Origin of the sequence: Rhizobium grahamii, from assembly GCF_009498215.1 — a bacterium.
GTDB lineage: Bacteria > Pseudomonadota > Alphaproteobacteria > Rhizobiales > Rhizobiaceae > Rhizobium > Rhizobium grahamii_A.
Genome location: NZ_CP043498.1, coordinates 1,926,710 through 1,949,763, shown reverse-complemented (window position 1 = coordinate 1,949,763; position 23,054 = coordinate 1,926,710). Strand labels below are relative to the sequence as shown.

Below are 23,054 nucleotides of genomic sequence, written 5' to 3'. Positions count from 1 at the left end.
TATTAGTGCGGCCGTGCGGTTACAGGACGCAGAAAGGCGCCGTTGTGTCCAAATGAAACGTGTGCAGCGAACACCATACCAGGAGTGTGCTCACGCACCCCAAACTCCTGCGGACGATAGGGTACATCGAAGCGCGCAAACTCTCGAACGCGAGCCATGGCACGATGACCGTGATCGTAAGCCGCAACGGCGTTTACAACACGGGGCCGATGGTCGCCAGGCTGCAAAAGCCAGCGCAGCCGCTCTGGAACTTGACCGAAGATGTCCGTTTCGCGCCAAAGCTTTCTGAGGGCGCGAAACTGGCGATCGCCCTCATCAGTCCGCATGAGCTGAAACAGAAGCAACGCATATTCCAGCCTCAACTGCGGAGACAGCCGGTAGTCGCTGGCAATCAGCTGATCCAACACCTCTGCCTGGCGCACGAAATCAAATGGTGCAATCGCCACAAGGACAAGGTACTTGAACCTAAGAACCTGTGGGTTCCCAGCGCCCGCAGGATGGTTCAACTCCGCTAAGACTGCGTCGAGTATGTCGAGAGGAACCTCCTCAAGCGATGATGGTGCCCGCCCTCCGAGCGGCGCTGCAAGCGCGATCCATGCACGAACAAGAACGTCCGCAGGCCCATCGGGTTCGCCCTGTCGCTTGGTAACGGCACTGCCAGCGAGAAGGATGCCTACGACACGGTCCGCCAAAACTGTCAGTGCGTGACGCCGGAGTTCATTCTGGTCGTTCCGGATGGCCGCGTACACGATCTCCAGTGCCTCAATGCAGTAGGCGGCAGCACCATCGCCCGCCCCCTCCGCCGACGCGATAAGGCTCTTGACGTGCGTCTCGATAACATACGGGCTTGAAGGGCTCTCCTCGTACGCATGTCGAGTTGCTTCCGCCGCCAACCGCCTCAGATTCACCAGCTCCTCTGGAGACGCGCCTTGCTTTGCTCGCACGCGAGCCAGGTCGAAATAGGCATTGGCGAGCGAATTGTAGAGATTAACGTCGGGCTCCTCGTCCTGAGAGCGGTCGATCGAATGTAGCGCGTAAACAATGTCATCCACCGCGCGTTCGAGCAACGAAACGCGATCCGCGTCGGAAACACCGTACGCGGCCTCATCGAGCCACGCTATACGGCGCCTGGAGATCGCTGTATGATGGCGGAAAACGCGGCTGCCGTTGCGAAGAGCCTGCGGCATGTGGTCGAGCGCGGCGAGCACCTCGCGCCATATATGTACCCAACTTCCGCGTCCATGGTCTGGATCGACCTTGAAAACTGTGGTCGCAAACTCCTCACCGTACCTAGTCCCGTCGATCTCGCCGAGTGACGGCTTGCTGGAAATCTCTCGCAAGATCAGGAACCGTAAATGCTCTGCATCAGTTGCTTCGCCGAGCCCCAGCGCGGTACGCGCGCTTTGATCGTAAAAAACGGCATTGATGAGCAGCCTACCGAGTATATCGTGGGCCAGTGCCCAGTACTTATTGCTACCGTCAGAAAGGCGAACGAGTCCAAGAGGTGAAAGGCTTGACCGGTGGTCGTCAAGGAGAAGTGTAAGTGGCCAACCGTCTGCGCTTTGCTCAAGTAGTGTCTCGGGCATCGGCAGCCGCTCCGAGCTTAACGCTGCTATTTGGAGGACAGCCTTCTTCAGATCGTGCGTATCGACCCGTTCTTTGAAGGCCCGATAAACCCACTCCTGAATGGATTCCGTGAGATCGTATTGCGTCTGAAGCCAGAAGCTTAGCGTGATCCAGAACGCTGCCAGTCCATCGAGCAGACGCACGGAATGCGCTTCCTGGAAGTTGCGCCATTGCCAATCAGGTCGCTCCTTGCCGTAATGGCGAAGGAAACGGTTCAGATGCCGCCCAAGTTCGATGGCTTCATCTTGGTCGAGCATGTGGTGGAGCTCGGAGAGTAACTTAAACCGAGAGGTGTCATAATAGCCCGCCTCTCGGATTGGTCCAGAAACGACTAGGATGCAAACCGGTCGTCCGGCTCTTTCAATCTGCTGAAGAAATCGACGGAGTTCGGCGTCTCTGGACTCCCAGTGGATGCGATCGAAGACGATCAGCCAGGGCGTCTCGTACATGCGCCTCTCGCCATCGTTATCTTGCGCCTCAACGGACTTATTTTTGTTGCTTCCATCTTCTGCGCGCTGCTTCGCCCGGGTGAGAAAGTTGATTACCGAAAGCGAGTCTGGCGCGAACGGCAGCTCCTTTGCAACTAGGGTAGGATACCCGGAGCGGGCTGCACTGAACGCGAGGTGACGGGCAAGCGTAGTCCCGCCGGCGCCCGGTTCTGACAATATATATGTGACGCAATTCTCTGAGGGGCCTACCGCGTCCAAACGACGGAGCTGATCTCTTAGCCCTTGCCACGCCTCGTCGCTTCGTATCCAAGGTAGGCCAGCCGAGAAAGCACGCCAGTCCCGAGCTTCCCCCCGAAAGAAGGCGTTGAATGCATCTTCAGAGAGGTCAGTTGGATCGGTGACGCCAAGATCGCGACCGAGAATTACATCATAATTGCCCAACAGCGGACGTTCGGGATCATCAACACCAGCGAGGTCCAACTCACCGATCGCATCGGTTTCGTCGCGTAGACGGATCGTAAGCCGCTCGTCACGATAGGCTGCGTTGAAGGCGTCGACGAGCGACGTAGCAAACGCAATGATGGGCATCAAAACGACCGAAGGCGTTGGTCCTGAGCCGCTTCTCTCTAGCCAAGCACCCAACTGTTCCGGAGCCCCGGACCCCGAGTCGACGAGAGTGAGACGCGTTCTGAAACCGGTTGCCCACAACTCCCCTACGCCGGGCGGCGGTTCTCCACCTCCACTGGAGATCACGATCAATTGTCTGATGCTGGAACGGCGTAACTCTTCTAGCATCGTCATGCGCCGAAGCTGCTGCTCAAACGGCGATCCCCGGCTGTCTCTTCCACTGAGAAGGAAGATTGGTAGCGATCGCGGAGGCAGATCGATGCGCGAAGGGTCGCTGTCCACGACGTGCAGGAACCCACGCCGGCCGACGTACGGATCGTCTTCCATGTTCTCGAGTTCGGCCACCAAAATCGGGTCCGACTCCTCAAGGTAGACATGCTTCCAAGGAAGCCTGAGCATGCGCGCTATTTCACGTCGCTCCGCGTCGCCGGTCGCAACGCCGCGAATCCAAACCGAGACTTCGCGGTCCGCCAACCCTGCGATCAGCCCGTCAGGCACATAATCAACTGTAGGAATTATTGGCACAGGGAGGCTCCAAATGTCTTGCATCGATCCGATGCAACTATCGCGAATACATACACTTGTGTAGAGTTATATTGGGCGTCACACTTGGGCAAGCTTACCGAAGCGCTTGTCTGGATTCGCGCATGCAGCGACGACTCTGATCGTATTTGGCCTCGCTGTTGAATAATTTCACGGCCGCGCGGGTTGACGCCGTCAGTTCCAATCGGGCCGCACCAGCATATATTGGCTGTAAAGGCGGCATTGTCGCTCAGTGTGGAAGCTGAGTTATTTTAACAAAGCCGGGTCAGACTGCAATCTCGTTCAGTTAGCCGTTCGCTGCAAATCCAAAGGTATCGGTTAGCCCCTCATCAATTTACCGATCGGGAAATTTATTTGCACGAGCATCATTCGGCGGCATCATTTTCCCGATCGGGAAAATTCCTATCGACAAGACACCAACCACACTGCTATTTTCCCGATCGGGAAAAGAGCAATGGCGAAATGCATCAAAACTCCAGCCGATATCGGCACCCTGGTCCGCATCGCACGCAAGGAGCAAAACTTGCGGCAGGACGAACTTGCTGGCGTTTCTGGAGTCGGCCTCCGCTTCATTGTCGATCTCGAAGCCGGAAAGCCGACAGCTCAGATAGGAAAAGTGTTGCAGGTTCTGCAAACGCTCGGCTGTTCCGTTGATATTCTGGCACCTGGTGAACGTAGAAAATGACGGTAAGGGTTCTCAACGTCTGGTGGGATGGTCGTATTGTCGGGCAATTCACCCAGGATAGGCACGGTGATATTGGCTTTGCCTACTCCGAAGCTTGGCTTCGTGACGAAAACACTCTTCCGCTGTCTGCCTCGCTCCCGAAGCGCCAAGAGCGTTTTTCCCGTCGTGAATGCCGACCATTTTTCGGAGGCCTGTTGCCCGAGGAAAGCCAGCGTCTTGTTGCGGCGCAGGCATTGGGCGTTTCACCTGCGAACGACTTCGCGCTTCTTGATCGCTTAGGCGGTGACGTTGCCGGCGCGCTTCAGCTTTTGCCGGAAGATCAGAAACCCACAGAAGCGGGACCGATTGCGGATCAGCAACCAGCACCTCTGGATGAGGCCGGAATCGTTCGGATACTCGACGCACTTCCGACCCGGCCGCTATTGGCCGGCCAAGAGGGCTTGAGGCTATCGCTGGCTGGCGCGCAATCCAAGGTGCCGCTTGTTCTAATCGACGGTCAGATCGCACTTCCGGTTCTCGGCCAGGCGACTACCCACATACTTAAGCCGCCGATCGCACGCTTCCCAGGGACAACCGAAAACGAAGCCTTCGTCATGAGGCTCGCTGCAGCGGTTGGCCTCGACGTTGCCCCCGTCGAACCGTGGTCCGCGAATGGTCGCCCTTTTCTTTTGATCGAGCGATACGATCGCTACCGCGATGCCGACGGCGTGGTTCGCCGCATACATCAGGAAGACTTTTGCCAAGCACTTGGTGTGCCGCCTGAAACGAAGTATGCAAGCGAGGGCGGACCGACATTCAAGGACTGCTTCGAGCTATTGCGGCGGGTGTCTGAACGGCCGGGCACGGACATCGCGAAGTTACTGGACGCAGCAATCTTCAATCTCATAGTTGGAAATGCTGACGCCCACGGCAAGAATTTTTCGATTCTGTATGACGACCAAGGGCCCCGAATGGCTCCTTTGTACGACCTGCTTTCAACCGTGGCCTATCCAGACCTCTCACCGAAAATGGCTATGCGGATCGGGAGACGTGCGACCCTTGCCGAAATGGACGCCGACGGTTGGAAGGCTTTTTCGAAAGATACCGGTGTTGGCTTACCGTTGGTGCGCCGCCGAGTTGCTGAGCTGACGGATGCCACCTGTGGAACGATAGCCCAAGTGCGCGAATCGCTATCTCCAAGCGCCGTTGACCCGGTTACGATCAAGCAGGTCTCGACCTTGATCGCGAGCCGCGCGCAGTTGGTAGGATCGTCACTTTAGCGAAAATAAAAACGATCCGCCAAGCTGGTGTTTCACCCGCCCACCCCAAATCCCGTGATCAGAAAATCGACCGTCGCCTGATCGCGCAGCTTGCAGACGATGTTCTGATTGGCGAAGGCTCCCTTGAACCACTTGGCTTGTGATGGCTCCACCGTCTTGCGCCATTCAACACCGACGACATATTCCGCGCGGTCAGCAGGTTCGCCGGGACGCTTCATTCGTGGCTCGGCGAGTGCTTGCTCAAAGAGGAGGCCATCGGGCGTCATAAAGTCCGAGGCGAACTGCGCTTCGCTCGTCACCACGCCGTAACCGATATAGCCCTTGCCCTTGTCGTAGACGAATATCTCGTCGCCGACGGCGAGCTGCTCCAGGCGCTTGGTGTAGAATTCGCCGCCGCCGGCACTCACGAAGCCGTAGCGCTTCATGTCCGTCCAGGAGCGATGTTCGCCAAGACCGGCATTGACGAAATAATAGCCGGACCAAGGCGGGCGAACCTTGCGCTCTGAGCGCTCTTCCACCTCTTCCTGATCGAGAAGGAAATCGGTTGTCAGCCATTCCTGGCCATTGGCCTCAAAGACGTTGAAAAAGACTGTGTTGATGGCGACGCCATGCTCTTCCGACAGATATTCGACGATCCGCCGCGATGCCGGATCGAGTTCACTTGCCACGATCAGCATGGAGTGGCTGCCGTTGAGCTGCTCCGGAATGGCTTCGCCAAATTTCTCGCGAAAGGCGGTGACCAGGCGTGTCTGGAGGTATCTTTCCGCACGCTCATAAATCTGCGGTGTCGTCAGCGTGCGCACCCACGAGGCGTAGTCAAGCACCTGCGCCACGATCTCTCGCGGCGTGCGGTCCTTTTTCAGTTCGATGATAATAAGCGCGCCCGAAGCGTCCAGCGCCAGAAGGTCGATGAATTTGCCGTGGTCGGTCGGCACCTGACGGCCGATGACGAGGGCATCCAGGCCCAGCAGCGACGGATCAGCCGCCACCCAATCCTCGATGAGGCTTTCCTTCATCAAGGCGCGGCGCGTTGCTGGCTGAAGTTTGCCGTCAACGATCGAGTAAAGCGAGCTCATGCACAATAACCAACTTCGTTCATCCTCATGAAAGTACCGTGGAAATGTCACGCTTGCGTTCTACTGCTTGTAGGAGCTTCCTTACGTCCTCAGCAATTTTGTCTGCCAAACTGGCAACGCCGACATCTTGGGAACCATTTCCGAGATCTGCTGCGGCGGCGAGCAGTTCAGTTGCCTTGGTTCGAATTAAATGCGTTTCAATTATTTCGTCTTGAATTTCAGGTTTAGGAACCGGCACTAAAAGATCGGCTAACTGGTCACTATCCATCGTCACATTCGTGGCTCCGCACATTAGCGGGACCATTACATTCTCCTTCGCAGCTTCCAGATACAGGTGAAGGAAGCGCGGTCGGATTTCTTCAGCGTCCTTTACGAAGAGGGCACACATCGTACTCGCTAGAGCGAACTTTCCTTCTTGAAAATGAATCCGCTTGATATCGGCTTTGCCATGGCCGGAAGATGAAACTAGCGGAATGCAGACCGCCGAACCTTCATAGTCCCAGTGGTCTGACGTCTTCCGAAACTCTGCTGGTACGACCAACACATGTTCACCTGGCGGAGTTGCCATGTTCGGTGACAGGCCATTTTTGATGTCGCAAAGGTCCCCAACTCGCTTTAGCGCAATACCATCGCGATGCACAACGCGATTAGGTAGATCGTGCCATCGTCCTAGAATGTGCTTATATCTTCCAGAAAGTAGCTTGGTCTTTTCGACCGTGTAAGCGCGCGGATGCTCGGAGAGAATTTCGTTTGACTGGCCCTGCAAATGCTTGGACCGGAACGAGCTCAGCAATGCGGAGGCCTCTTTGAGTTGAGATCCGCTAATCCGTTCACGTGTATCCGTCTGAGTAAAGCCGTCATTGTCGACTTCAATGAAAAGCACGTCCGTCGCCTGCTTGGCTACAGGCCTATCCAGAACGAGGATGTGCGTCTTCACGCTAGCATACGGTTTGAACATTCCATGAGGAAGCGCGATATCCGCAATAAGATAGTTCCCTTCAATGAGGATTCGTCTCAGTTGCTCGTAACTAGATTGCTGGACGAAATGAATGCCTTCGGGAACGATAATTGCGGCTCGCCCATTTGGATTCAGATGCTCGACAATATAGTCAACAAACAGAACCTCGCTGCGCTTTGACTGTACCTGAAAGCGAGTGTGCGGCTTGATGCCACCTTTTGGAGACATGAAGGGCGGATTGGCAAAAATGACATCAGCAGTCTGTGTCCACTTTTCTTCACTGGTCAGAGTGTCATATTCCTCAACCTTTGGATCAGCGAAGCCGTGCAGATAGAGATTTACTAGACTGAGGCGCACCATATCAGGCGAGATATCGTAGCCCTTGATGTTGCCCGCAAGTCGCATACGGTCTTCGGAAGACAGGAGGTCGCCGGGAAAGCGCATAGGGCTTTCGAGACCCTGCTCCGCGACATTCGTTCGCTCATTTTCGGCATTCTCATTTCCAGCACCGTTGACCACGTATGACGAGTTGGCCTTCAAGATGTGCTTGTAAGCCGAGATAAGGAAACCTGCAGTTCCACAAGCCGGGTCGAGAATCACCTCGTTCTTTTTGGGATCGATGATCTCGACCATGAAATCGATGATATGGCGCGGTGTACGAAATTGCCCCGCATCGCCTTGGCTGCCCAAAACAGAAAGTAGGTATTCGAAGGCATCCCCCAGGCGCTCGCTGTGATCATAGGTGAAGCTATCGATCTCGCGCAGGAAGGAGCGCAACGTTTCCGGATCGCGATAGGGAAGATAAGCATTGCGGAAAATTGATCGGAAGAGCGCCGGCAGATTGTCATTTCCAACCATCTTCGTCAGCGCTTCGGAATAAATATTCAGCATCTCTTGGCCGGACACCCCCGGCGCCACCAGCTTGGCCCAGCGGTAACGCTCATACTCCTGTGTGAAGAACTTGCGTTCACCACCCAGCTCCTCCGCCTCAAGATCCATGTCGTCCATGAACTTATAGATCAGCGCGACCGTAATCTGTTCGACCTGGCTTTTGGGATCCGGCACCTTACCCACGAGAATGTCACGGCAGGTGTCGATGCGGCGCTTGGTATCTTTATCGAGCATTTCGGGCTTTCATCACATGAAGGGGTTCAGGGACACGTAGTCCTTGATGTATTCCGGGATGCGCTTACGCCACGGGGCGGGCACTTCCTTAAGATCGCGGGTCGAGAAGGAGGGGTTTACGTTGAGGTCGGCGAAATGGCCAGCGTCGATTAACGCTCGGACCTTGGCATCGCGAATATAGGCCTCGAAGAAGTAACGCATTTCGCGTATACGATCGGCTTCTTCGGGCTTCTGGTCGATCAGGAACTTTTGGAACTCGTCGTCGATCAGTTCGCCCTTGTTCTTGAACTTCGGGATGAAGCCGAAGGCCTTTTCCACCAATTCCCGCACCGAAATGCGGCGATCAACACCGGCAGCGCGGCGGAGCTTCTCCAGATTGAAATATTCGCTTGGCTTGTCGAACAGTTCTTCTACCACGTGGCGTGTCGCGGCATCCCAGTCCCGCTGCTCTACCAATTCGGCAAGCTTCGGATCGGAGCGCGCCTTTTCCTCAAATTTCTGGAACAGTTCGCGGTCGATCCGCATGCCGTCCAGGCCAATCTGTTCTTCCACATGGTAAACGACCTGGTCGGGCTCCAAAAACTCGTAAGTGCTGGGTTTGGAGGAAATCGTCGTGCCATCGTCGCCGCTGTTGGACAGCGGCATGGCGGCAGGTTTTGGCAGAGCCAGTTCCTGATCGTATTCGAATTTTTCTTCGAAGAACTCGCAGTTGGCGAAGAAGTCGAATAGGCGGAACGCCGCCTTCTGCACATCACCGCGCGCCGCCTTTTGTGCGGGATCAAACAGCTCTTCCGTGAAGTTGTGCTTTCGCGTTCCGCGCCCCTTCATCTGGACGAAGTCCGACGGTGAAAATATGGGCCGCATCAGCGCCAGGTTCAGAATGTCGGGGCAGTCATAGCCCGTCGTCATCATGCCGACGGTCACGCAGACGCGGGCCTTACTGGTGCGGTAGTTTTCGATGAAGCCGCTGTGACTGCCCAGATTGTTGTTCGCGAAATTGATCGTCATTTGCTGCGAGGCGGGCACGTCGCTGGTCACCTGCATCGCGAAATCCGACTGATAGCGCCCCGGCCACAACTGATCGGCCAGCTCATTCAGGATTTGCGTGATCTTGGCGGCATGGTTCTGGCTGACGGCAAAAGCGATCGTCTTACCGAACTCGCTTGAAATCGGGTCCCGCATCCCATGTTCCAAAAGGGTTCGACAGAAGGCCTGGTTGGTTGCCTCTGCGAAAAAGCGCTTCTCGAAATCCCTGCCGCCAAAGGCTTCCTTGATCTCGGTGCCATCTTCGGCAGTCGTTTCAATGGTAAAGCCTTCGTCCGACAAAAGCTGGGTGGTGACACCAGTTCGGGCATCGACTACGTACGGATTGATAAGAAAGCCTTCACGCACGCCGTCCAGCAACGAATAGCGGAAAGTCGGATCGCCCGATTCACAACCAAAGGTGCGGTAGGTATCCAGCATCATACGACGCTCGGCCTCACGCGGGTCGCGTTCGGTAGATTTCGCCTTCTTGGACTTCTTCAGATAGTCCTTCGGCGTTGCTGTCAAACCGAGCTTGTATCCGATGAAGTATTCGAACACGGCGCGGGCGTTGCCGCCGATCGACCGGTGGGCTTCGTCCGAGATAACGAGATCGAAATCCGTCGGCGAAAACAGCCGGCGGTATTTATCGTTGAAAAGCAGGCTTTGCACCGTCGTCACAACGATATCGGCCTTGCGCCAGTCGTCGCGTTGCTCCTTGTAAATAATCGAGGTGAAGTCGTTCTTCAGGTAGGCCTTGAACGCCTTGTCGGCCTGCGTTTCCAACTCCAGTCTATCGACGAGAAAAAGAACGCGCTTTGCGTTTCGTGTTTTCAGGAACAGTTTAATGACAGCGGCTGACGTAAGAGTCTTGCCCGTTCCGGTGGCCATTTCGAAAAGAAACCGGGTCGCGCCCTTCTTGGCATTCTTCTGAATTTCCTGAATGGCACGTTCCTGATAGGGGCGAAGGAAACGAAGTTTTTGCTTTTCAACGAAGGCGGCACGCTCCGCCTCGTTCTTCCAAGCCGCCTCGCTTGCGTAGCCGGGCATTTGGGTGAGAACGATAAAGTCGCGTTCAACCTTTTCTGCAAAGAGACGCTCGGCATTCGGCTCGAATACGTAGTGGTTCTTGATCTCGTCCGGCCCTGGGAACGTAGTGATAACGGTCGGATTGCCCTGCTCAAGGTCCCACAGGTAATGGATGTTTCCGTTGCTCAAGATGACGAAGCGGGCATTTTGAGAGCGGGCATATTTGCGCGCCTGCTCCTTGCCGATACGGGGATCTTTATCTTCCGATTTCGCTTCGAGGACAATCAGCGGCTTGCCGTCCTTATTCAGCAACAGGAAATCGATGAATCCTTTCGCGCTTTTCTCAAAGTCCGCGCCGAGACTTTCGATGTGCTCAGGCTTCAGCTTGACGTTTGGCTCAAGAACGACGTTCGCGGGACCGTTTTTGTCATCGAAGAAGCGCCAGCCGGCGGCCTCCAGCAGCCGATTGATTTTGATCCTGGCCGTTGCTTCCTTGCGTAATGACAATGCCCATCCCCCGGCAAAATTCAGCAGTAAATCGATATTCCAAACTCGTTAAGCCACAACTTTTAATCAATGCGGCAAATTGAAAATTCTGCCTTCATTGCGTCGTCGGAACAAAGCCCACAGCAAATCCGAACAATCGGCCAATTTTCGCTAAAGTTTCGAGCGTTGGGTTCGCCGCGCCGGCTTCGATCTCAGCAACTTGGCGCCTGGTGAGCCCTATTATTTTCGCGAACTCATCCTGGGTCATTCCGATACCCTTGCGCAGCTCCGCAACCCCTCCCGGCAACCTAAGATCGCCGCGACGGGCTCGTGCCGCCAACGTTCTCCGGTTCTCCAAAACTTCGTCCTTCGAAGGCTTTTTCCAACGAGCCATTCGCGAGTTATCCTCCCGCAGTACAACGCCAAAATTGAATATGAACGATCGACGCGCTCGGGACGCCAGCCGCGCCGTCCTTGAGGCCGAGCTTTGCGGCGTTATACCACTCGCCGCCAAATGGGATGCTTGCGTTAGGCGCATTAATTGACCCCTTCAATGGATCAATTAATGCTTTTCTTTAAGTTATTCAACTCATCAAAGTGGGTTGAATAACTGCCGCTAAAACTGCCAGCTACCGAACCGACTATGGAAGCATCTGATCCGGCTGACCATCTTTCGGCCTCTCAGCGCACTGCCACAAGCGAACAACAACATTGAAAAGCTCAGCACAGGCGTCAACCAAGCAGCGGAGCCGCTTCTTGCATCAAACAGGATGAGCGACACGGCTCCCAGCGCCGCGAAAAAGACCATCCCGAAATCGTATTGCTTCGAAAGGCTGGATAGGCGGGCCGAATGTTGGGCATAGCGCAACTGCCTTGCCAACTTCCGCTTTTCGGATGCCAGTTGATCGCGCTGGCGACCAAGCACGTATACGCCCTGCATTATCTGCTCTTCGAAGCTCGATTTACTCATATCGCTGACCTCAGATATTTTTCTGCAATTTCCTCTGTGAATTCGCCGTGTTGTTCGGCGTAGTCGATCAGGAACCGGATGAGCTTCAAGCGCTTGTCCGGTTCCACCTGACAGTTTTCCCTTGCGATGAAAGCGTCAACCGCCCCGGTCACCTGGTGATACAAATCCACGCTGTCCCGATTGTAGGGGCTTCCATCGCCCGTGAGCATCCACGCGGGATTTACGTTAAATTTGACATGCAGAAGACGGAGAAGCTTCGCGGGCATCTCGCGATTTCCGCGCTCGTAGGTGTTGTAAGCGCTTTGCGACACCTCAAGCGCTTCGGCAAAGGGCACTTGCTTCAGCCCGGAATCCTTTCGAATTTTTCCGAGCCTTTGCGCCATTGCCTCCATAAACCCGTCTTGCATCAAAATATCTCGAATGCGATAAAAATCTTGCGACTAGCGCGATTATATGATTCGTTCTGTGTTGTGTCGAATTATCTCTATGGAGTTGGGCAGTTATGCAATCTCAGCTTTTATCACCCAAACAACTTGCAGACCGATCCGGATGGCCGGTCGCACGCATTCGCAATCTGATTGCGAAGCAGGAAATCCGGCATGTGCGGATCGGCGGTAGCTTGTTCCTGCCAGAAAACGCCGTGGATGAGTATCTTGCGGCGAATATGGTCGAGCCCAAGCAGAAGGCTTTGGCACTTGCTGACAACGCCTCCAGAGCGTGAGGAGCGGCACATGAAGCAGCAAGCTGAAGCCCCGGCCCCACGGCCCATTTACAAGGTTGCGGTCAGCCGCGTCCGTGCGGCGGAACTTCTCGACGTCTCGACGGGCACCTTTGACGACTGGGTTCGCCGTGGCCTGATGCCCAAAGGTGTAAAGATCGGCGCGTTGCGCCGTTGGGATGCCGAGGAAATCCGGGCCTCTTGGTACGACATCAAAGAACAGGGCTTGAGCGGAGACGAAGACGATGGCGAAAACCCGTTTGATCATGCGGTCGGGTAATCAGCGCGTCCCTTTCAAATATTGCTCGCGGGATATCGATCGGCACGGCAACGAACGGTTCTATCTGCGCCTGCCAGGCATGCCCAAGTACCGGATGACATCCGCATATCTGGACGAGGCCGGCAGCATCACCCAGGCATTTACGGAAGAATATCACCGCGTGCTGGCTGGCGATCGTGGCGAGAAAGCCGTGCCGATTTCGCGCCTGGAGCCCGGCTCGGTTCGCTGGCTTGTCGAGACCTATTATCGGTCCAAGGCGTTTCAGAGCCAGTCTCCGGCTACGCAGAAAGACAAGAAGAGCGTCCTCAATCGTTATTGCGTTAATGTGGGCGAACTGCCGTTCAAGAAGATACGCAAATCCGACATCGAAGCTAGCCAGATGAAGCGCAGCGGCACGCCCGGCGCGGCTGACAAGTTGGTGAAGTATCTGAAGGCGCTGTTCAATTGGGCTATCAGCGCCGAGCTGGCGACGTTCAATCCCGCGAACGGCGTCACCAAAATCCATAAATCCCCCGGTTTCCATACCTGGAGCGAAGCGGAAGTGGCGCGCTATCGCGCAGCCTACCCGCTCGGTTCCACAGCTCGGCTTGCAATGGAACTGATGCTGAATCTGGGCGTCAGACGCTCTGACCTCGTCAAGCTCGGCTGGCGCAACCTGGTCGCTGACCGCATCGAATTCATGCCGGAGAAGGGTTCCGGCAAATATGCACAGTCGCTCAGCCTTCCCGTCACAGACGAGCTACGCGAAGCGCTGGACGCGATTGCGCATGATCAGCCGACCTTCCTTGTCACCGAATACGGCAAAGCGTTCAGCGGTAACGGCTTCGGCAACAAGATGCGCCAGTGGTGCAATGAGGCCGATTTGCCGGAATGCTCCTCACATGGACTCAGAAAGGCGTCCGCGACCATCCTCGCCGAGGCTGGCGCAACCGAACATCAGTTGATGGCGATCTTCGGCTGGTCTGATTCCAAGATGGCGCAGCACTACACGAAAGCCGCCCAATCCAAGCGCATCGTTGATGCCGGCTTCGAGCGCCGCAAAACCTATGTGGCCCGCAAAAATGTCCCACTTTCATCGAGCCGGAATTCCGGTGAGACAAATCGAGGAAAAAAAGATGGAAAAACAACGTCCGAAGACAGAAATGGTGGGCCCGGAGGGACTCGAACCCCCAACCAAGCGGTTATGAGCCGCCGGCTCTAACCATTGAGCTACAGGCCCGCGGCGGCTTTTCAGCTGCCGTGCATCCGGCGCAATGGTTCGCCGCAGCGATTTCGCTCTAGCGTAAATCTCTTGTAGTCACAAGGGACTGCCGCAATAGCTTCACAATCGAACGGCAAGAGGATGTCGTAATCCACAATCGGGGAGTGAAACATGCTGCCGCTGCGTACCAAGACGATCGCCTTTGGACTGCTCTTTGCCCTGCCTCTGACCGCGCTGCCCGCAGCGGCTGCCGAGTCTTCGGCGCGTGAGCCTGTGATCTCCGTTGCCGGGGAGGGGCGTTCCACTATGGCGCCCGACATGGCGGTGCTGACGTTCTCCGTCGTGAAGCAGGCGAAGGAGGCCCGCGAGGCGCTGGATCAGAACAACAAGGCGATGAGCGACGTGCTGGCTGCGCTCAAGAAGGGCGGCATTGCCGAGCGCGATCTGCAGACATCGGGCTTTTCCGTTCAGCCGCAGTACCGTTATCCGCAGAACAACGACGGCGAGCAGAAGCCTCCGGAACTGATCGGCTATCAGGTGTCGAATTCGCTGACGGTTCGTGTGCGTGACCTTTCCAAGCTTGGCGACATCATCGACCAGTCGGTGACGCTTGGCGTCAATCAGGGTGGCGATATCCAGTTCACCAACGACAAGCCCGATGCCGCCATCGAAGCAGCCCGGAAGGACGCCGTTGCCGATGCGATCAAGAAGGCAAAGACGCTGGCGGAGGCCGCCGGCGTGAAGCTCGGCAACGTCATCGAGATCAATGAAAGCGGGCCGCGGCCGCAGCCGGTTCCTGTTTATCGCGCCGCGATGATGAAGGAATCAGCTGATTCGTCGGTGCCGGTTCAGGGCGGCGAAACGAGCTACAACGTCAGCGTCAACGTGACCTTCGCGATCGCTCATTAAGGCTTTTCCCGGCCGATCGGAAGCCGGAAGCCCATCTTTATGGCCCTTGGTATTGGAAACGATATCAAGGGCTTACTTTCTCCCGGTGCCCGCGAAAAGAGCGATCGGGAACAAAAAGCTTTATCACGCATATATTACACTATAACATTGATCGTGTTTCGATCGGCTGGAAACCCGGAGTTCTGTTTCCACAGTGAATGCCGATCGTCAGGAGGAAATGGCACCATCCCCCATCAAGAGGAGACAGACATGACGAATGCCTTGCCGCCGCTTCACAATGGACATGCCCCATTCACCGTTCAGGAACTCTTCCGGGAAGCGCTTTATGCTTTCGAGGAGTGGGATGCTGAACTCACCGAGCCGATCGTGATTTTCGAGGGACGCGTGTTTCCGATCGGACACGTCTTCGAGGCCATGCGCCAGTGCAGCGACATCGTTCCGATGAACATCGTCGGCGCGGTTACCGAGCGACTGACCAAGCCCTGGGAGGGCGAGGGGCCGCTTGATCAGATGACCTTCTCCACGGCTGCCCGGGTCATGGGCGTGCTCGTGCGCAAACGGCTTCTTGCCAATGGAGCTCCCGACATCGTTGCTGTCGCCGAGCGTTCCGCAGAGCGTCGCTCTCGCGGCTGATAATGCGCTGCGGCTTCGGCCGCAGTTCGCCTTGCCGCAACCAACTACCGTTTCAGGGCTTCCTTGAGGCCGAGATCCTTTCGCTGCCGCAGATCGAGGTCCGCTTCGATGTGGGCGATGTGATGCAGCATCAGGCGGCAGGCCTCGTCGAGGTCCTTGTTCTCGATGGCGGTGACAATGTCGCCGTGTTCGGAATGGCCGCAGCTGGAAACAGTGGACTGGCCGTAGAGCGCGATCGCCAGCGAGGAACGCGCGACCAGTTCGTCCATGAAGCGCTGCATGATGGCGTTGCCTGAAATCACTGCCAGTGCCAGATGAAAATCGCCGGAGGCCTTTATCTCCGCGCGCCGGGCGGTTTGTCCGCGCTCGCCGATCAGCCGGCCTTCCTCCAGCAGGAGTTGCTTGAGGTGGCTGATGTCGGCGGGGGTGATGCGTGCAGCGGCTTCCCGGAGGATACCGGGCTCGACGAGCCGGCGTGCCGCGAAGATCTGACGGGCCTCCTCGGGTGAGGGATAAGCGACAAATGCTCCGCGATTTTTCTCGACGCTGACCAGCCCTTCATAGGAGAGGGCCTGCAGGGCTGCCCTCGCCAGCGTGCGGCTGACGTTGAAAAGATTGCCGACGTCGCTCTCGGAGAGCTTGGTGCCGGGTGATAGCCGACGTTCCACGATTGCGTCGCGAATGGCGTCACGGATTTGCTGCGTGCCCGTTTCGGCTGAATCGTCTGCGGCCTGAGTAGCGCCTGAAGCTGAAGTCATGAAGATGGATACCCTGTAGCGGCCCGATGATATCCGTGTTCGTCGCAAAAGTTAAATGGAATTTGCCGTCAAAGTGACGCCTAGATTGTATACGATTTTTTGCTTTAATTGCGGACGATAGCCTATTTTGTGTGCAGCGTTCCGACTGGTGCGAAAATGATCATCGACCAAACTTTTGCAGGAAAATGTATGCACTGCAATGGGTTGATGCGCCGCAACAGAAACTGGCACGGCGGATGCATTGTCTTTCTCAAACAGGGGAAGACCAATGTCGAAAGCTGCCGAGATCGATATCGCATCCGTTTCCAAGGTGTATGGCGCCACTACGGCAGTGCACGCGATCAGCCTGAAGATACCGGCCGGTTCCTATTGCTGCTTTCTCGGACCCTCGGGCTGCGGCAAGACCTCGACGCTGCGTATGATCGCCGGGCACGAAAGCATTTCGTCTGGCGATATCAGGCTCGGCAACACTGTCGTCACCGATTTTCCGCCGGCCAAGCGCGGCACGGCGATGATGTTCCAGTCCTATGCGCTTTTCCCGCATCTTGACCTTATCGACAACGTCGCCTTCAGCCTGAAGATGAAGGGTGTCGAGAAGGAGGAGCGACGGGCCAAGGCGCTGGAGATGCTGAAGCTGATGCAGATGGAGGCCTATGCCAACAGGCGCCCTGCGCAGCTTTCCGGCGGCCAGCAGCAGCGCGTGGCGCTCGCCCGCGCGCTGATCACCGATCCCGAGGCGCTGCTTCTCGACGAGCCGCTGTCGGCGCTCGATCCGTTCCTGAAGATCCGTATGCGCGCGGAGCTCAAGAAGCTTCAGAAGACGCTCGGCATTACCTTCGTGCATGTGACGCACAGCCAGGAAGAGGCGATGGCGCTTGCCGATATCATCGTCATCATGAACGACGGCAAGATCGAGCAGGCTGCAACGCCGCGCAAGGTGTTCGAGGAACCGGCGACCGCCTTCGTGGCGCGGTTCATGGGCGACCACAATGTTCTCACCGGCCGTGTCGCATCCGTTGGCGATGGCGCCCTGACACTGGAGGTGCCGGGTGGCCAGACGTTTTCGGTGCGGGGCGAGGGCCGGCTCGCAGGCGAACCTGTGGATATCGGCGTCCGCACCGACCGTGTGCGCCTCGAAGCGGCTTCCGACAAGACGCTCGGCTTCAACGGCATCGTCTCCAACATCGAATATCGCGGCGCCTCGGTGAAGCTCACCGTGGCCGGCGCGGGCAGTGACGACTTCACGGTCATCGCGAGTGACGGCGATTATTTCGCCAAACCCGTATCGGTCGGCGATGCGGTGTCTCTGAGTTGGGCCCTGGCGGACGCAGTCCTCCTCGGCCGTGCATGAACCTCACCACCAAAAAAAGGGGAACTGACATGACAACTGAAAAGAAGACGACCAAGACTGAGGCCGGGATTTCCCGCCGCAGCCTGCTGAAAACCGGCGCCGCCGCGCTCGGCGCTGCCGCCGGCTCGGGCCTCATCACCGGCTTCCCGACGATCTGGGCGCAGTCCAACATCACGCTTCGCCAGTTTGGCACCGGCGTTTCCAACATCAACGCCATTGCCGAGCAGTGCAAAAAGGACCTCGGCATCACGCTCGAGATGACGGCGACCGATTCCGACGCCGCCGCGCAGCGCGCCGTGACGCAGCCTGACAGCTACGACATCGCCGACATCGAATACTGGATCCTGAAGAAGGTTTATCCGACCGGCGTCATCCAGCCGATGGATGTGAAGAAGCTGAAGTACTACGACAAGGTCGTTCCGCTGTTCAAGAACGGCAAGCTGAAGCCCGACAGCGTCATCGCCCAGGGTACCGCGCCGCACACGGTCGGCTACGTCGAGAGTGCAGACGCCAAGACTTTCGCCAAGGGCGAGACCGAGCTCTTCACCATGATGCCGACGATCTACAATGCCGACACGCTCGGCATCCGCCCCGACCTCGTCGGCCGCGAGATCTCGACCTGGGCCGATATCATGGACCCGAAATTCAAGGGCAAGACCTCGATCCTCAACATTCCGTCGATCGGCATCATGGATGCCGCGATGATCATGGAAGCGCTCGGCAACATCAAGTATGCCGACAAGGGCAACATGACCAAGGAAGAGATCGACAAGACGATCGAGTTCCTGATCAAGGCGAAGCAGGACGGCCAGTTCCGCGCCTTCTGGAAGTCGTTCGACGAGTCCGTCAACCTGATGGCATCGGGCGAAGTCGTGATCCAGTCCATGTGGTCGCCGGCTGTCGCCGCCGTCCGCTCCAAGGGCATCGCGTGCAAGTATCAGCCGCTAAAGGAAGGCTACCGTTCGTGGGGCGGCGGTCTCGGCCTTGCCTCGCACCTCAAGGGCGCCGAGCTCGACGCGGCCTATGAATACATCAATTGGTACACGTCCGGCTGGGTCGGCGGCTACCTCAACCGCCAGGGCTACTACTCGGCCTGCATGGATACCGCCAAGGGCTTCATGACCGAGGACGAATGGGGCTACTGGATCGAAGGCAAGGCCGCCAAGGGCGATATCCTCTCGCCGGAGGGCAAGGTCATGGAGAAGGCCGGTGCGGTTCGCGACGGCGGCTCGTTCGAAGAGCGCATGGGCCATGTCGCGTGCTGGAACTCCGTCATGGACGAGGACCGCTACATGGTTCGCCGCTGGAACGAGTTCATCGCGGCTTAAGGCGGTCTGGGATCTCCCCTCCCACTACGGGAGGGGAGGTTCTGCCGTGGGTTACCCCCCTCTGTCCTGCCGGACATCTCCCCCACAAGGGGGGAGATCGGCTCGTGGCCTGCTCCCCACCCAAGCAACGAGCGTGGAGCGAGCGGCTGCGCCCAGCCAATCTCCCCACCTGTGGGGGAGATGCCCGGCAGGGCAGAGGGGGCGCCACGCAACGCAATGCCAACTGGAAAAGGGATCAGCGATGGCGACGATCGCTTCAGCAGAGACAAATGAGACGACGGAGCAGGTGCGCAACCCGGACTTTCGGCTGGCGCCGTGGGCGGCCTCTTATCTCCAGGCGACGCCGCTCATCCTGATCCTCGGCTTCTTCTTCATCCTGCCGATCTTAATGATCGCGGTCGTCAGCTTCTGGGATTACGACTTCGCCGGTCTCTATCCCGATTTTCTGACGATGAACTACACCGAGACGCTCGGTTCGTGGGTCACATGGAAGACCTATCTCAACACGCTGAAGTTCACGGTCATCGTCTGGGCGCTCACCGTCTTCATCGGCTTCTGGGTCGCCTACTTCCTCGCCTTCCATATCCGACGCACGTCGACGCAGATGATCCTGTTTCTGGTCTGCACCGTGCCGTTCATGACCTCCAACATCATTCGCATGATCTCGTGGATCCCGGTGCTGGGCCGCAACGGCCTTGTCAACTCGGCACTGATAAAGGCGGGCATCATCCCGCAGCCGATCGAATGGCTGCTCTATTCCGATTTCGCCGTGGTGCTCGCCATGGTGCACCTCTACACGCTGTTCATGGTGACGCCGATCTTCAATACGCTGATGCGCATCGACCGGTCGCTGTTCGAGGCGGCGCGCGATGCCGGCGCCAGCGGCTGGCAGATCCTCTGGAACATCGTCATCCCGCTCGCCAAGCCCGGCATCGCCATCGGCTCGATCTTCGTCGTGACGCTCGTCATGGCCGATTTTTCGACGGTGCAGGTCATGTCCGGCGGGCAGAGCGCCTCGGTGGCGCTGATGATGAAGAACCAGATGTCGCTGCTGCAATATCCGGCCGCCGCCGCCAACGCAGTGGTGCTTCTGATCGTCGTCCTGATGATGGTCGCGGCCATCCTGCGCGTCGTCGATATCCGCAAGGAGCTTTGAGATGAACCACGAAAAGCGAACGCTTGAATTCTATGTTCTCGCCGCCTTCTTCATCCTGTTTGTGCTGTTCCTCTACGGCCCGCTGTCGGCGATCCTGATCCTCTCCTTCCAGGGGCCCGATGGCGGCCTGACATTCCCGCTCAACGGCGTTTCCGTCCACTGGTTCTTCAACCTGTTCGAGAAGCAGGCGGTGGGCGATTTCGGGGCCTCGTTCCGCCGTTCCTTCTCGCTCGGCCTGATGGTCATGGTCGTCACCGTCGTCGTGTCGCTGCTGGCGGGCCTTGCGTTCCGCCGCCGCTTCCGTGGCGCCACCTTGCTGTTCTATGCGACGGTCGCCAGCCTCGTCGTGCCGTCCATCATCATCTCCCTCGGCATCGGCGTGGTGTTCCAGCAGGGCGGGCTGAAGCCGGCATGGTATTCGTCGGCCTTCGGCGCGCATCTGACATGGACGCTGCCCTTCGGCGTGCTGATCATGTTCGCCGTGTTCAACCGTTTCTCGCCGGCCTATGAAGAGGCGGCGCGCGATCTCGGGGCGACGTCGTGGCAGACCTTCTTGCATGTCGTGCTGCCGATGATCGCGCCCAGCCTGATCGGCGTCGGCCTGTTCGGCTTCACGCTCTCCTATGACGAGTTCGCCCGCACGCTGATGACGTCAGGCAGCTACAACACGCTGCCGCTCGAGATCTACGGGATGACGACCAACGTGACGACGCCGGTGCTTTATGCGCTTGGTACGGTGACGACGCTGTTCTCCTTCACCATCATTCTCGTCGCGCTCGGCATCATGATGATGCTGCGCGGGCGCCAGGCAAAGACAAACTGATCTCATGCGCATCCTGATCGTCAATCCGAACACGACCGCCAGCATGACCGAGAAGGCGGCTATCGCCGCACGGCTGGTCGCCGCAACCGGCACCGAGATCATCGCTGCCACCTCGAGAATGGGGCCGGTGTCGATCGAGGGGCATTATGACGGGGCGCTCGCCATTCCCGGCCTGCTGACGGAACTGAAGGAGCGGGCAGGGACCTACGACGCCGCGGTTATTGCCTGCTTTGATGACACAGGGCTGGAGGCGGCGCGCAGTTTCGCCGATGTGCCGGTGCTCGGGCTTTGCGAATCCGCCGTCGCCACTGCCGGCTTCCTGGCGCAGCGATTTACCGTTGTCACCACGCTGGAGCGCTCGCGGGTGCTGATCGACAATCTTGTGCGCCGCTATGGCATGGGCGAGCGGGCGAAAGTCAGGGCGTCGGATATTCCGGTGCTGGAGCTGGAGGACGAGGCATCGGGTGCGATTGGCAAGCTGCGCGCCGAGATCGAACGGGCACTATCCGAAGATGGCGCCGAGGCGATCGTGCTCGGCTGCGCGGGGATGACCGATCTGGCGCGGGAGCTGCAGGAGATTTACGGCGTGCCCGTGGTCGATGGGGTGGCCGCTGCCGTCAAACAGGCCGAGGCGCTGGTGTCGCTCGGTCTGTCGACCAGCAAGCGTGGCTCCTACGCATCGCCATTGGCGAAGCCCTTTAGCGGAGCGATGAGCGCCTTTGCACCGATGCGGGCGGCAGGTTGACCGATGGCAGTATCCTTCGATTTCGAAGCGCTCTCGGAGCGCGATCGCTACAAGCTGATGATCGGCACGATCATTCCCCGGCCGATCGCACTGGTGACGACGGTCGATGAACATGGTCGCATCAACGCGGCTCCGTTCAGCTTCTTCAATTGCCTCTCCGCCGATCCGCCCATTCTGGCACTCGGCGTCGAGAATAATCCGGATATGTCCTTCAAGGACACGGGCCACAATATCCGCATGACTGAAGTTTTCACCGTCAACATCGTGTCATTCGCTATCGCCGAAGCGATGCATGTCTGCGGGTCCAAATATCCCCGTGGGGTTGACGAACTGAAGGAGGCGGGACTGACCGCCATGCCCGGCCACAAGGTGGCGTCGCCATGGATCGCCGAGGCACCCGCGGCTTTTGAATGCAGGCGTCACGTCACACTGGAGCTTGGAAAGTCCCGGCAGATCATCATGGGCGAGATTGTCTATGCTCACTACCGCGACGGTGTCGTGGATCCGGAACGGCTGCGTGTCGATCCGGCTGAGGTCGATGCCATCGCGCGCCTCGGCGGGGATACGTGCGCGACGATCCGTGATCGGTTCGAAATGCTGACGCCCAAATTGTGAGCTTCCCGGCACCGCCACGATTCCGCTTTACTTTTCCACTCCGCTTGCCTTTTCTCAGGAAAAAGCATTGCAGGAGAGGAAGCACAACGTGACGATGCCAGAAGAAGACCTCAAGCGGATCGCGGAACAGGAAGCGGTGTTGACTTTCGACACCTTCGATCTCACGACCGGATGGCAGCTCGGCAAACTCCTGCAGGAGCTCGGTACGGAGCGCAGCCTGGGCATTGCGATCGATATCACCTTGCATTCGATGCCGGTCTTCTATGCAGCGCTTCCGGGCGTCACCCCTGACAATGTGCAATGGGTGCGGCGCAAGCGCAATCTCGTCCTGCGCTACTTCAGGAGCAGCTACGCGATCGGGCTCGATCTCAAGCAGAAGGGCAAGACGGTCGCTGACAACGGGCTTTCGGATGCCGACTACGCGCCGCATGGCGGCAGCTTCCCGATCAACGTCAAAGGCACCGGCTGCATCGGCGCGGTGACGGTTTCCGGCCTTCCGCAACGCGACGATCATAATCTTGTGGTGGAAGCGCTGGCGTTGATGTTGGCAAAAGACCTCGACGCGTTGCGTCTCGCCTGAGGCCTAGGGCGCGTCGCGTTCCCTGCGAAAGCCGCGAGCGAACAGAAACGGTCGGGCCTGATGCGATTTGGCGCCAGGCTTCGGCTGTGCTCTTGAATTGA

The 23,054-nt window shown here is 57.7% G+C and carries 22 protein-coding genes, 1 tRNA gene and 1 pseudogene; 14 read left to right on the top strand and 10 right to left on the bottom strand.

What is annotated here, in order from left to right:
• Nucleotides 1-2 precede the first annotated feature (2 nt).
• Entirely contained in the window at nucleotides 3-3,227 is a 3,225-nt protein-coding gene (locus FZ934_RS09530; protein ID WP_153270878.1) for a hypothetical protein, read from the bottom strand.
• Nucleotides 3,228-3,699: 472 nt separating this feature from the next.
• Here FZ934_RS09530 and FZ934_RS09525 point away from each other — a divergent pair, with 472 nt between their 5' ends.
• A complete protein-coding gene (locus tag FZ934_RS09525) occupies nucleotides 3,700-3,930 on the top strand; it encodes a helix-turn-helix transcriptional regulator (RefSeq protein WP_153270877.1) in 231 nt (76 codons plus the stop codon).
• Nucleotides 3,927-5,189: a type II toxin-antitoxin system HipA family toxin gene (locus FZ934_RS09520; protein WP_153270876.1), complete on the top strand. Its 1,263-nt coding sequence runs from the start codon at nucleotides 3,927-3,929 to the stop codon at nucleotides 5,187-5,189. Before FZ934_RS09525 ends, FZ934_RS09520 begins: the two co-directional genes overlap by 4 nt.
• 32 nt (nucleotides 5,190-5,221) lie before the next feature.
• On the opposite strand, the gene FZ934_RS09515 is transcribed toward FZ934_RS09520, so the two are convergent.
• From FZ934_RS09515 to FZ934_RS09490, 6 genes are all read right to left on the bottom strand, one after another.
• Nucleotides 5,222-6,265: a hypothetical protein gene (locus FZ934_RS09515; protein WP_153270875.1), complete on the bottom strand. Its 1,044-nt coding sequence runs from the start codon at nucleotides 6,263-6,265 to the stop codon at nucleotides 5,222-5,224.
• A gap of 25 nt (nucleotides 6,266-6,290) precedes the next feature.
• Nucleotides 6,291-8,348: an N-6 DNA methylase gene (locus FZ934_RS27780; RefSeq protein WP_194273786.1), complete on the bottom strand. Its 2,058-nt coding sequence runs from the start codon at nucleotides 8,346-8,348 to the stop codon at nucleotides 6,291-6,293.
• 12 nt (nucleotides 8,349-8,360) lie between these two features.
• Nucleotides 8,361-10,712 (bottom strand): DEAD/DEAH box helicase family protein, encoded by a 2,352-nt coding sequence (locus tag FZ934_RS09505; protein ID WP_246737884.1) that lies wholly within the window; start codon nucleotides 10,710-10,712, stop codon nucleotides 8,361-8,363.
• A gap of 289 nt (nucleotides 10,713-11,001) precedes the next feature.
• Complete coding sequence (locus tag FZ934_RS09500) at nucleotides 11,002-11,280, bottom strand: helix-turn-helix transcriptional regulator (protein ID WP_153270873.1); 279 nt, start codon at nucleotides 11,278-11,280, stop codon at nucleotides 11,002-11,004.
• A 222-nt stretch (nucleotides 11,281-11,502) separates the two neighbouring features.
• Nucleotides 11,503-11,856 (bottom strand): hypothetical protein, encoded by a 354-nt coding sequence (locus FZ934_RS09495; protein ID WP_153270872.1) that lies wholly within the window; start codon nucleotides 11,854-11,856, stop codon nucleotides 11,503-11,505.
• Complete coding sequence (locus FZ934_RS09490) at nucleotides 11,853-12,263, bottom strand: helix-turn-helix domain-containing protein (protein ID WP_153270871.1); 411 nt, start codon at nucleotides 12,261-12,263, stop codon at nucleotides 11,853-11,855. Before FZ934_RS09490 ends, FZ934_RS09495 begins: the two co-directional genes overlap by 4 nt.
• A 95-nt stretch (nucleotides 12,264-12,358) precedes the next feature.
• Here FZ934_RS09490 and FZ934_RS09485 point away from each other — a divergent pair, with 95 nt between their 5' ends.
• Nucleotides 12,359-12,577 (top strand): helix-turn-helix domain-containing protein, encoded by a 219-nt coding sequence (locus tag FZ934_RS09485; protein WP_080816369.1) that lies wholly within the window; start codon nucleotides 12,359-12,361, stop codon nucleotides 12,575-12,577.
• A 10-nt stretch (nucleotides 12,578-12,587) separates the two neighbouring features.
• Entirely contained in the window at nucleotides 12,588-12,854 is a 267-nt protein-coding gene (locus tag FZ934_RS09480) for a helix-turn-helix transcriptional regulator (RefSeq protein WP_153270870.1), read from the top strand.
• Between the two features lie 312 nt (nucleotides 12,855-13,166).
• On the opposite strand, the gene FZ934_RS28075 is transcribed toward FZ934_RS09480, so the two are convergent.
• Nucleotides 13,167-13,352, bottom strand: a complete 186-nt coding sequence (locus FZ934_RS28075; protein ID WP_246737867.1) for a hypothetical protein — start codon at nucleotides 13,350-13,352, stop codon at nucleotides 13,167-13,169.
• Between the two features lie 94 nt (nucleotides 13,353-13,446).
• Between FZ934_RS28075 and FZ934_RS28665 the strand changes: the two are divergent.
• Nucleotides 13,447-13,797, top strand: a pseudogene (locus tag FZ934_RS28665) (tyrosine-type recombinase/integrase); the annotation flags it as partial.
• A 200-nt stretch (nucleotides 13,798-13,997) separates the two neighbouring features.
• Here the strand turns inward: FZ934_RS28665 and FZ934_RS09470 are convergent.
• Nucleotides 13,998-14,073 (bottom strand) — tRNA-Ile (locus FZ934_RS09470).
• A 153-nt stretch (nucleotides 14,074-14,226) separates the two neighbouring features.
• Here FZ934_RS09470 and FZ934_RS09465 point away from each other — a divergent pair.
• Both FZ934_RS09465 and FZ934_RS09460 read left to right on the top strand, forming a co-directional pair.
• Nucleotides 14,227-14,964 carry an SIMPL domain-containing protein gene (locus tag FZ934_RS09465; RefSeq protein WP_153270869.1) on the top strand — a complete coding sequence of 246 codons (738 nt, stop codon included), beginning with the start codon at nucleotides 14,227-14,229 and terminating at the stop codon, nucleotides 14,962-14,964.
• A gap of 249 nt (nucleotides 14,965-15,213) precedes the next feature.
• A complete protein-coding gene (locus FZ934_RS09460) occupies nucleotides 15,214-15,597 on the top strand; it encodes a hypothetical protein (protein WP_153270868.1) in 384 nt (127 codons plus the stop codon).
• A gap of 44 nt (nucleotides 15,598-15,641) precedes the next feature.
• On the opposite strand, the gene FZ934_RS09455 is transcribed toward FZ934_RS09460, so the two are convergent.
• Nucleotides 15,642-16,355, bottom strand: coding sequence for a GntR family transcriptional regulator (locus FZ934_RS09455; protein WP_153270867.1), 714 nt, complete (start codon nucleotides 16,353-16,355; stop codon nucleotides 15,642-15,644).
• Between the two features lie 268 nt (nucleotides 16,356-16,623).
• Between FZ934_RS09455 and FZ934_RS09450 the strand changes: the two genes are divergently transcribed.
• The 7 genes from FZ934_RS09450 (at nucleotide 16,624) to FZ934_RS09420 (ending at nucleotide 22,953) form a co-directional block, all read left to right on the top strand.
• The gene (locus FZ934_RS09450; protein ID WP_153270866.1) at nucleotides 16,624-17,706 is read left to right on the top strand and encodes an ABC transporter ATP-binding protein; all 1,083 of its coding nucleotides are present in this window, start codon (nucleotides 16,624-16,626) and stop codon (nucleotides 17,704-17,706) included.
• 29 nt (nucleotides 17,707-17,735) lie between these two features.
• Nucleotides 17,736-19,034, top strand: coding sequence for an ABC transporter substrate-binding protein (locus FZ934_RS09445; RefSeq protein WP_153270865.1), 1,299 nt, complete (start codon nucleotides 17,736-17,738; stop codon nucleotides 19,032-19,034).
• Nucleotides 19,035-19,275: 241 nt separating this feature from the next.
• A complete protein-coding gene (locus tag FZ934_RS09440) occupies nucleotides 19,276-20,190 on the top strand; it encodes an ABC transporter permease (protein WP_153270864.1) in 915 nt (304 codons plus the stop codon).
• Between the two features lies 1 nt (nucleotide 20,191).
• Nucleotides 20,192-21,013, top strand: coding sequence for an ABC transporter permease (locus tag FZ934_RS09435; RefSeq protein WP_065693542.1), 822 nt, complete (start codon nucleotides 20,192-20,194; stop codon nucleotides 21,011-21,013).
• A 4-nt stretch (nucleotides 21,014-21,017) separates the two neighbouring features.
• The gene (locus tag FZ934_RS09430) at nucleotides 21,018-21,758 is read left to right on the top strand and encodes an aspartate/glutamate racemase family protein (RefSeq protein ID WP_153270863.1); all 741 of its coding nucleotides are present in this window, start codon (nucleotides 21,018-21,020) and stop codon (nucleotides 21,756-21,758) included.
• A gap of 3 nt (nucleotides 21,759-21,761) precedes the next feature.
• Nucleotides 21,762-22,373 carry a flavin reductase family protein gene (locus FZ934_RS09425; protein ID WP_153270862.1) on the top strand — a complete coding sequence of 204 codons (612 nt, stop codon included), beginning with the start codon at nucleotides 21,762-21,764 and terminating at the stop codon, nucleotides 22,371-22,373.
• A gap of 94 nt (nucleotides 22,374-22,467) precedes the next feature.
• Nucleotides 22,468-22,953 (top strand): heme-degrading domain-containing protein, encoded by a 486-nt coding sequence (locus tag FZ934_RS09420; RefSeq protein WP_432443618.1) that lies wholly within the window; start codon nucleotides 22,468-22,470, stop codon nucleotides 22,951-22,953.
• Nucleotides 22,954-23,054 lie beyond the last annotated feature (101 nt).

Excerpts from the sequence above, each read along its gene's own strand:
- FZ934_RS09525 (WP_153270877.1), top strand. The coding sequence starts at position 3,700 with ATGGCGAAATGCATCAAAACTCCAGCCGATATCGGCACCCTGGTCCGC.
- FZ934_RS09520 (WP_153270876.1), top strand. The coding sequence starts at position 3,927 with ATGACGGTAAGGGTTCTCAACGTCTGGTGGGATGGTCGTATTGTCGGG.
- FZ934_RS09515 (WP_153270875.1), bottom strand. The coding sequence starts at position 6,265 with ATGAGCTCGCTTTACTCGATCGTTGACGGCAAACTTCAGCCAGCAACG.
- FZ934_RS27780 (WP_194273786.1), bottom strand. The coding sequence starts at position 8,348 with ATGCTCGATAAAGATACCAAGCGCCGCATCGACACCTGCCGTGACATT.
- FZ934_RS09500 (WP_153270873.1), bottom strand. The coding sequence starts at position 11,280 with ATGGCTCGTTGGAAAAAGCCTTCGAAGGACGAAGTTTTGGAGAACCGG.
- FZ934_RS09495 (WP_153270872.1), bottom strand. The coding sequence starts at position 11,856 with ATGAGTAAATCGAGCTTCGAAGAGCAGATAATGCAGGGCGTATACGTG.
- FZ934_RS09490 (WP_153270871.1), bottom strand. The coding sequence starts at position 12,263 with ATGCAAGACGGGTTTATGGAGGCAATGGCGCAAAGGCTCGGAAAAATT.
- FZ934_RS09485 (WP_080816369.1), top strand. The coding sequence starts at position 12,359 with ATGCAATCTCAGCTTTTATCACCCAAACAACTTGCAGACCGATCCGGA.
- FZ934_RS09480 (WP_153270870.1), top strand. The coding sequence starts at position 12,588 with ATGAAGCAGCAAGCTGAAGCCCCGGCCCCACGGCCCATTTACAAGGTT.
- FZ934_RS09465 (WP_153270869.1), top strand. The coding sequence starts at position 14,227 with ATGCTGCCGCTGCGTACCAAGACGATCGCCTTTGGACTGCTCTTTGCC.
- FZ934_RS09460 (WP_153270868.1), top strand. The coding sequence starts at position 15,214 with ATGACGAATGCCTTGCCGCCGCTTCACAATGGACATGCCCCATTCACC.
- FZ934_RS09455 (WP_153270867.1), bottom strand. The coding sequence starts at position 16,355 with ATGACTTCAGCTTCAGGCGCTACTCAGGCCGCAGACGATTCAGCCGAA.
- FZ934_RS09450 (WP_153270866.1), top strand. The coding sequence starts at position 16,624 with ATGTCGAAAGCTGCCGAGATCGATATCGCATCCGTTTCCAAGGTGTAT.
- FZ934_RS09445 (WP_153270865.1), top strand. The coding sequence starts at position 17,736 with ATGACAACTGAAAAGAAGACGACCAAGACTGAGGCCGGGATTTCCCGC.
- FZ934_RS09440 (WP_153270864.1), top strand. The coding sequence starts at position 19,276 with ATGGCGACGATCGCTTCAGCAGAGACAAATGAGACGACGGAGCAGGTG.
- FZ934_RS09435 (WP_065693542.1), top strand. The coding sequence starts at position 20,192 with ATGAACCACGAAAAGCGAACGCTTGAATTCTATGTTCTCGCCGCCTTC.
- FZ934_RS09430 (WP_153270863.1), top strand. The coding sequence starts at position 21,018 with ATGCGCATCCTGATCGTCAATCCGAACACGACCGCCAGCATGACCGAG.
- FZ934_RS09425 (WP_153270862.1), top strand. The coding sequence starts at position 21,762 with ATGGCAGTATCCTTCGATTTCGAAGCGCTCTCGGAGCGCGATCGCTAC.
- FZ934_RS09420 (WP_432443618.1), top strand. The coding sequence starts at position 22,468 with ATGCCAGAAGAAGACCTCAAGCGGATCGCGGAACAGGAAGCGGTGTTG.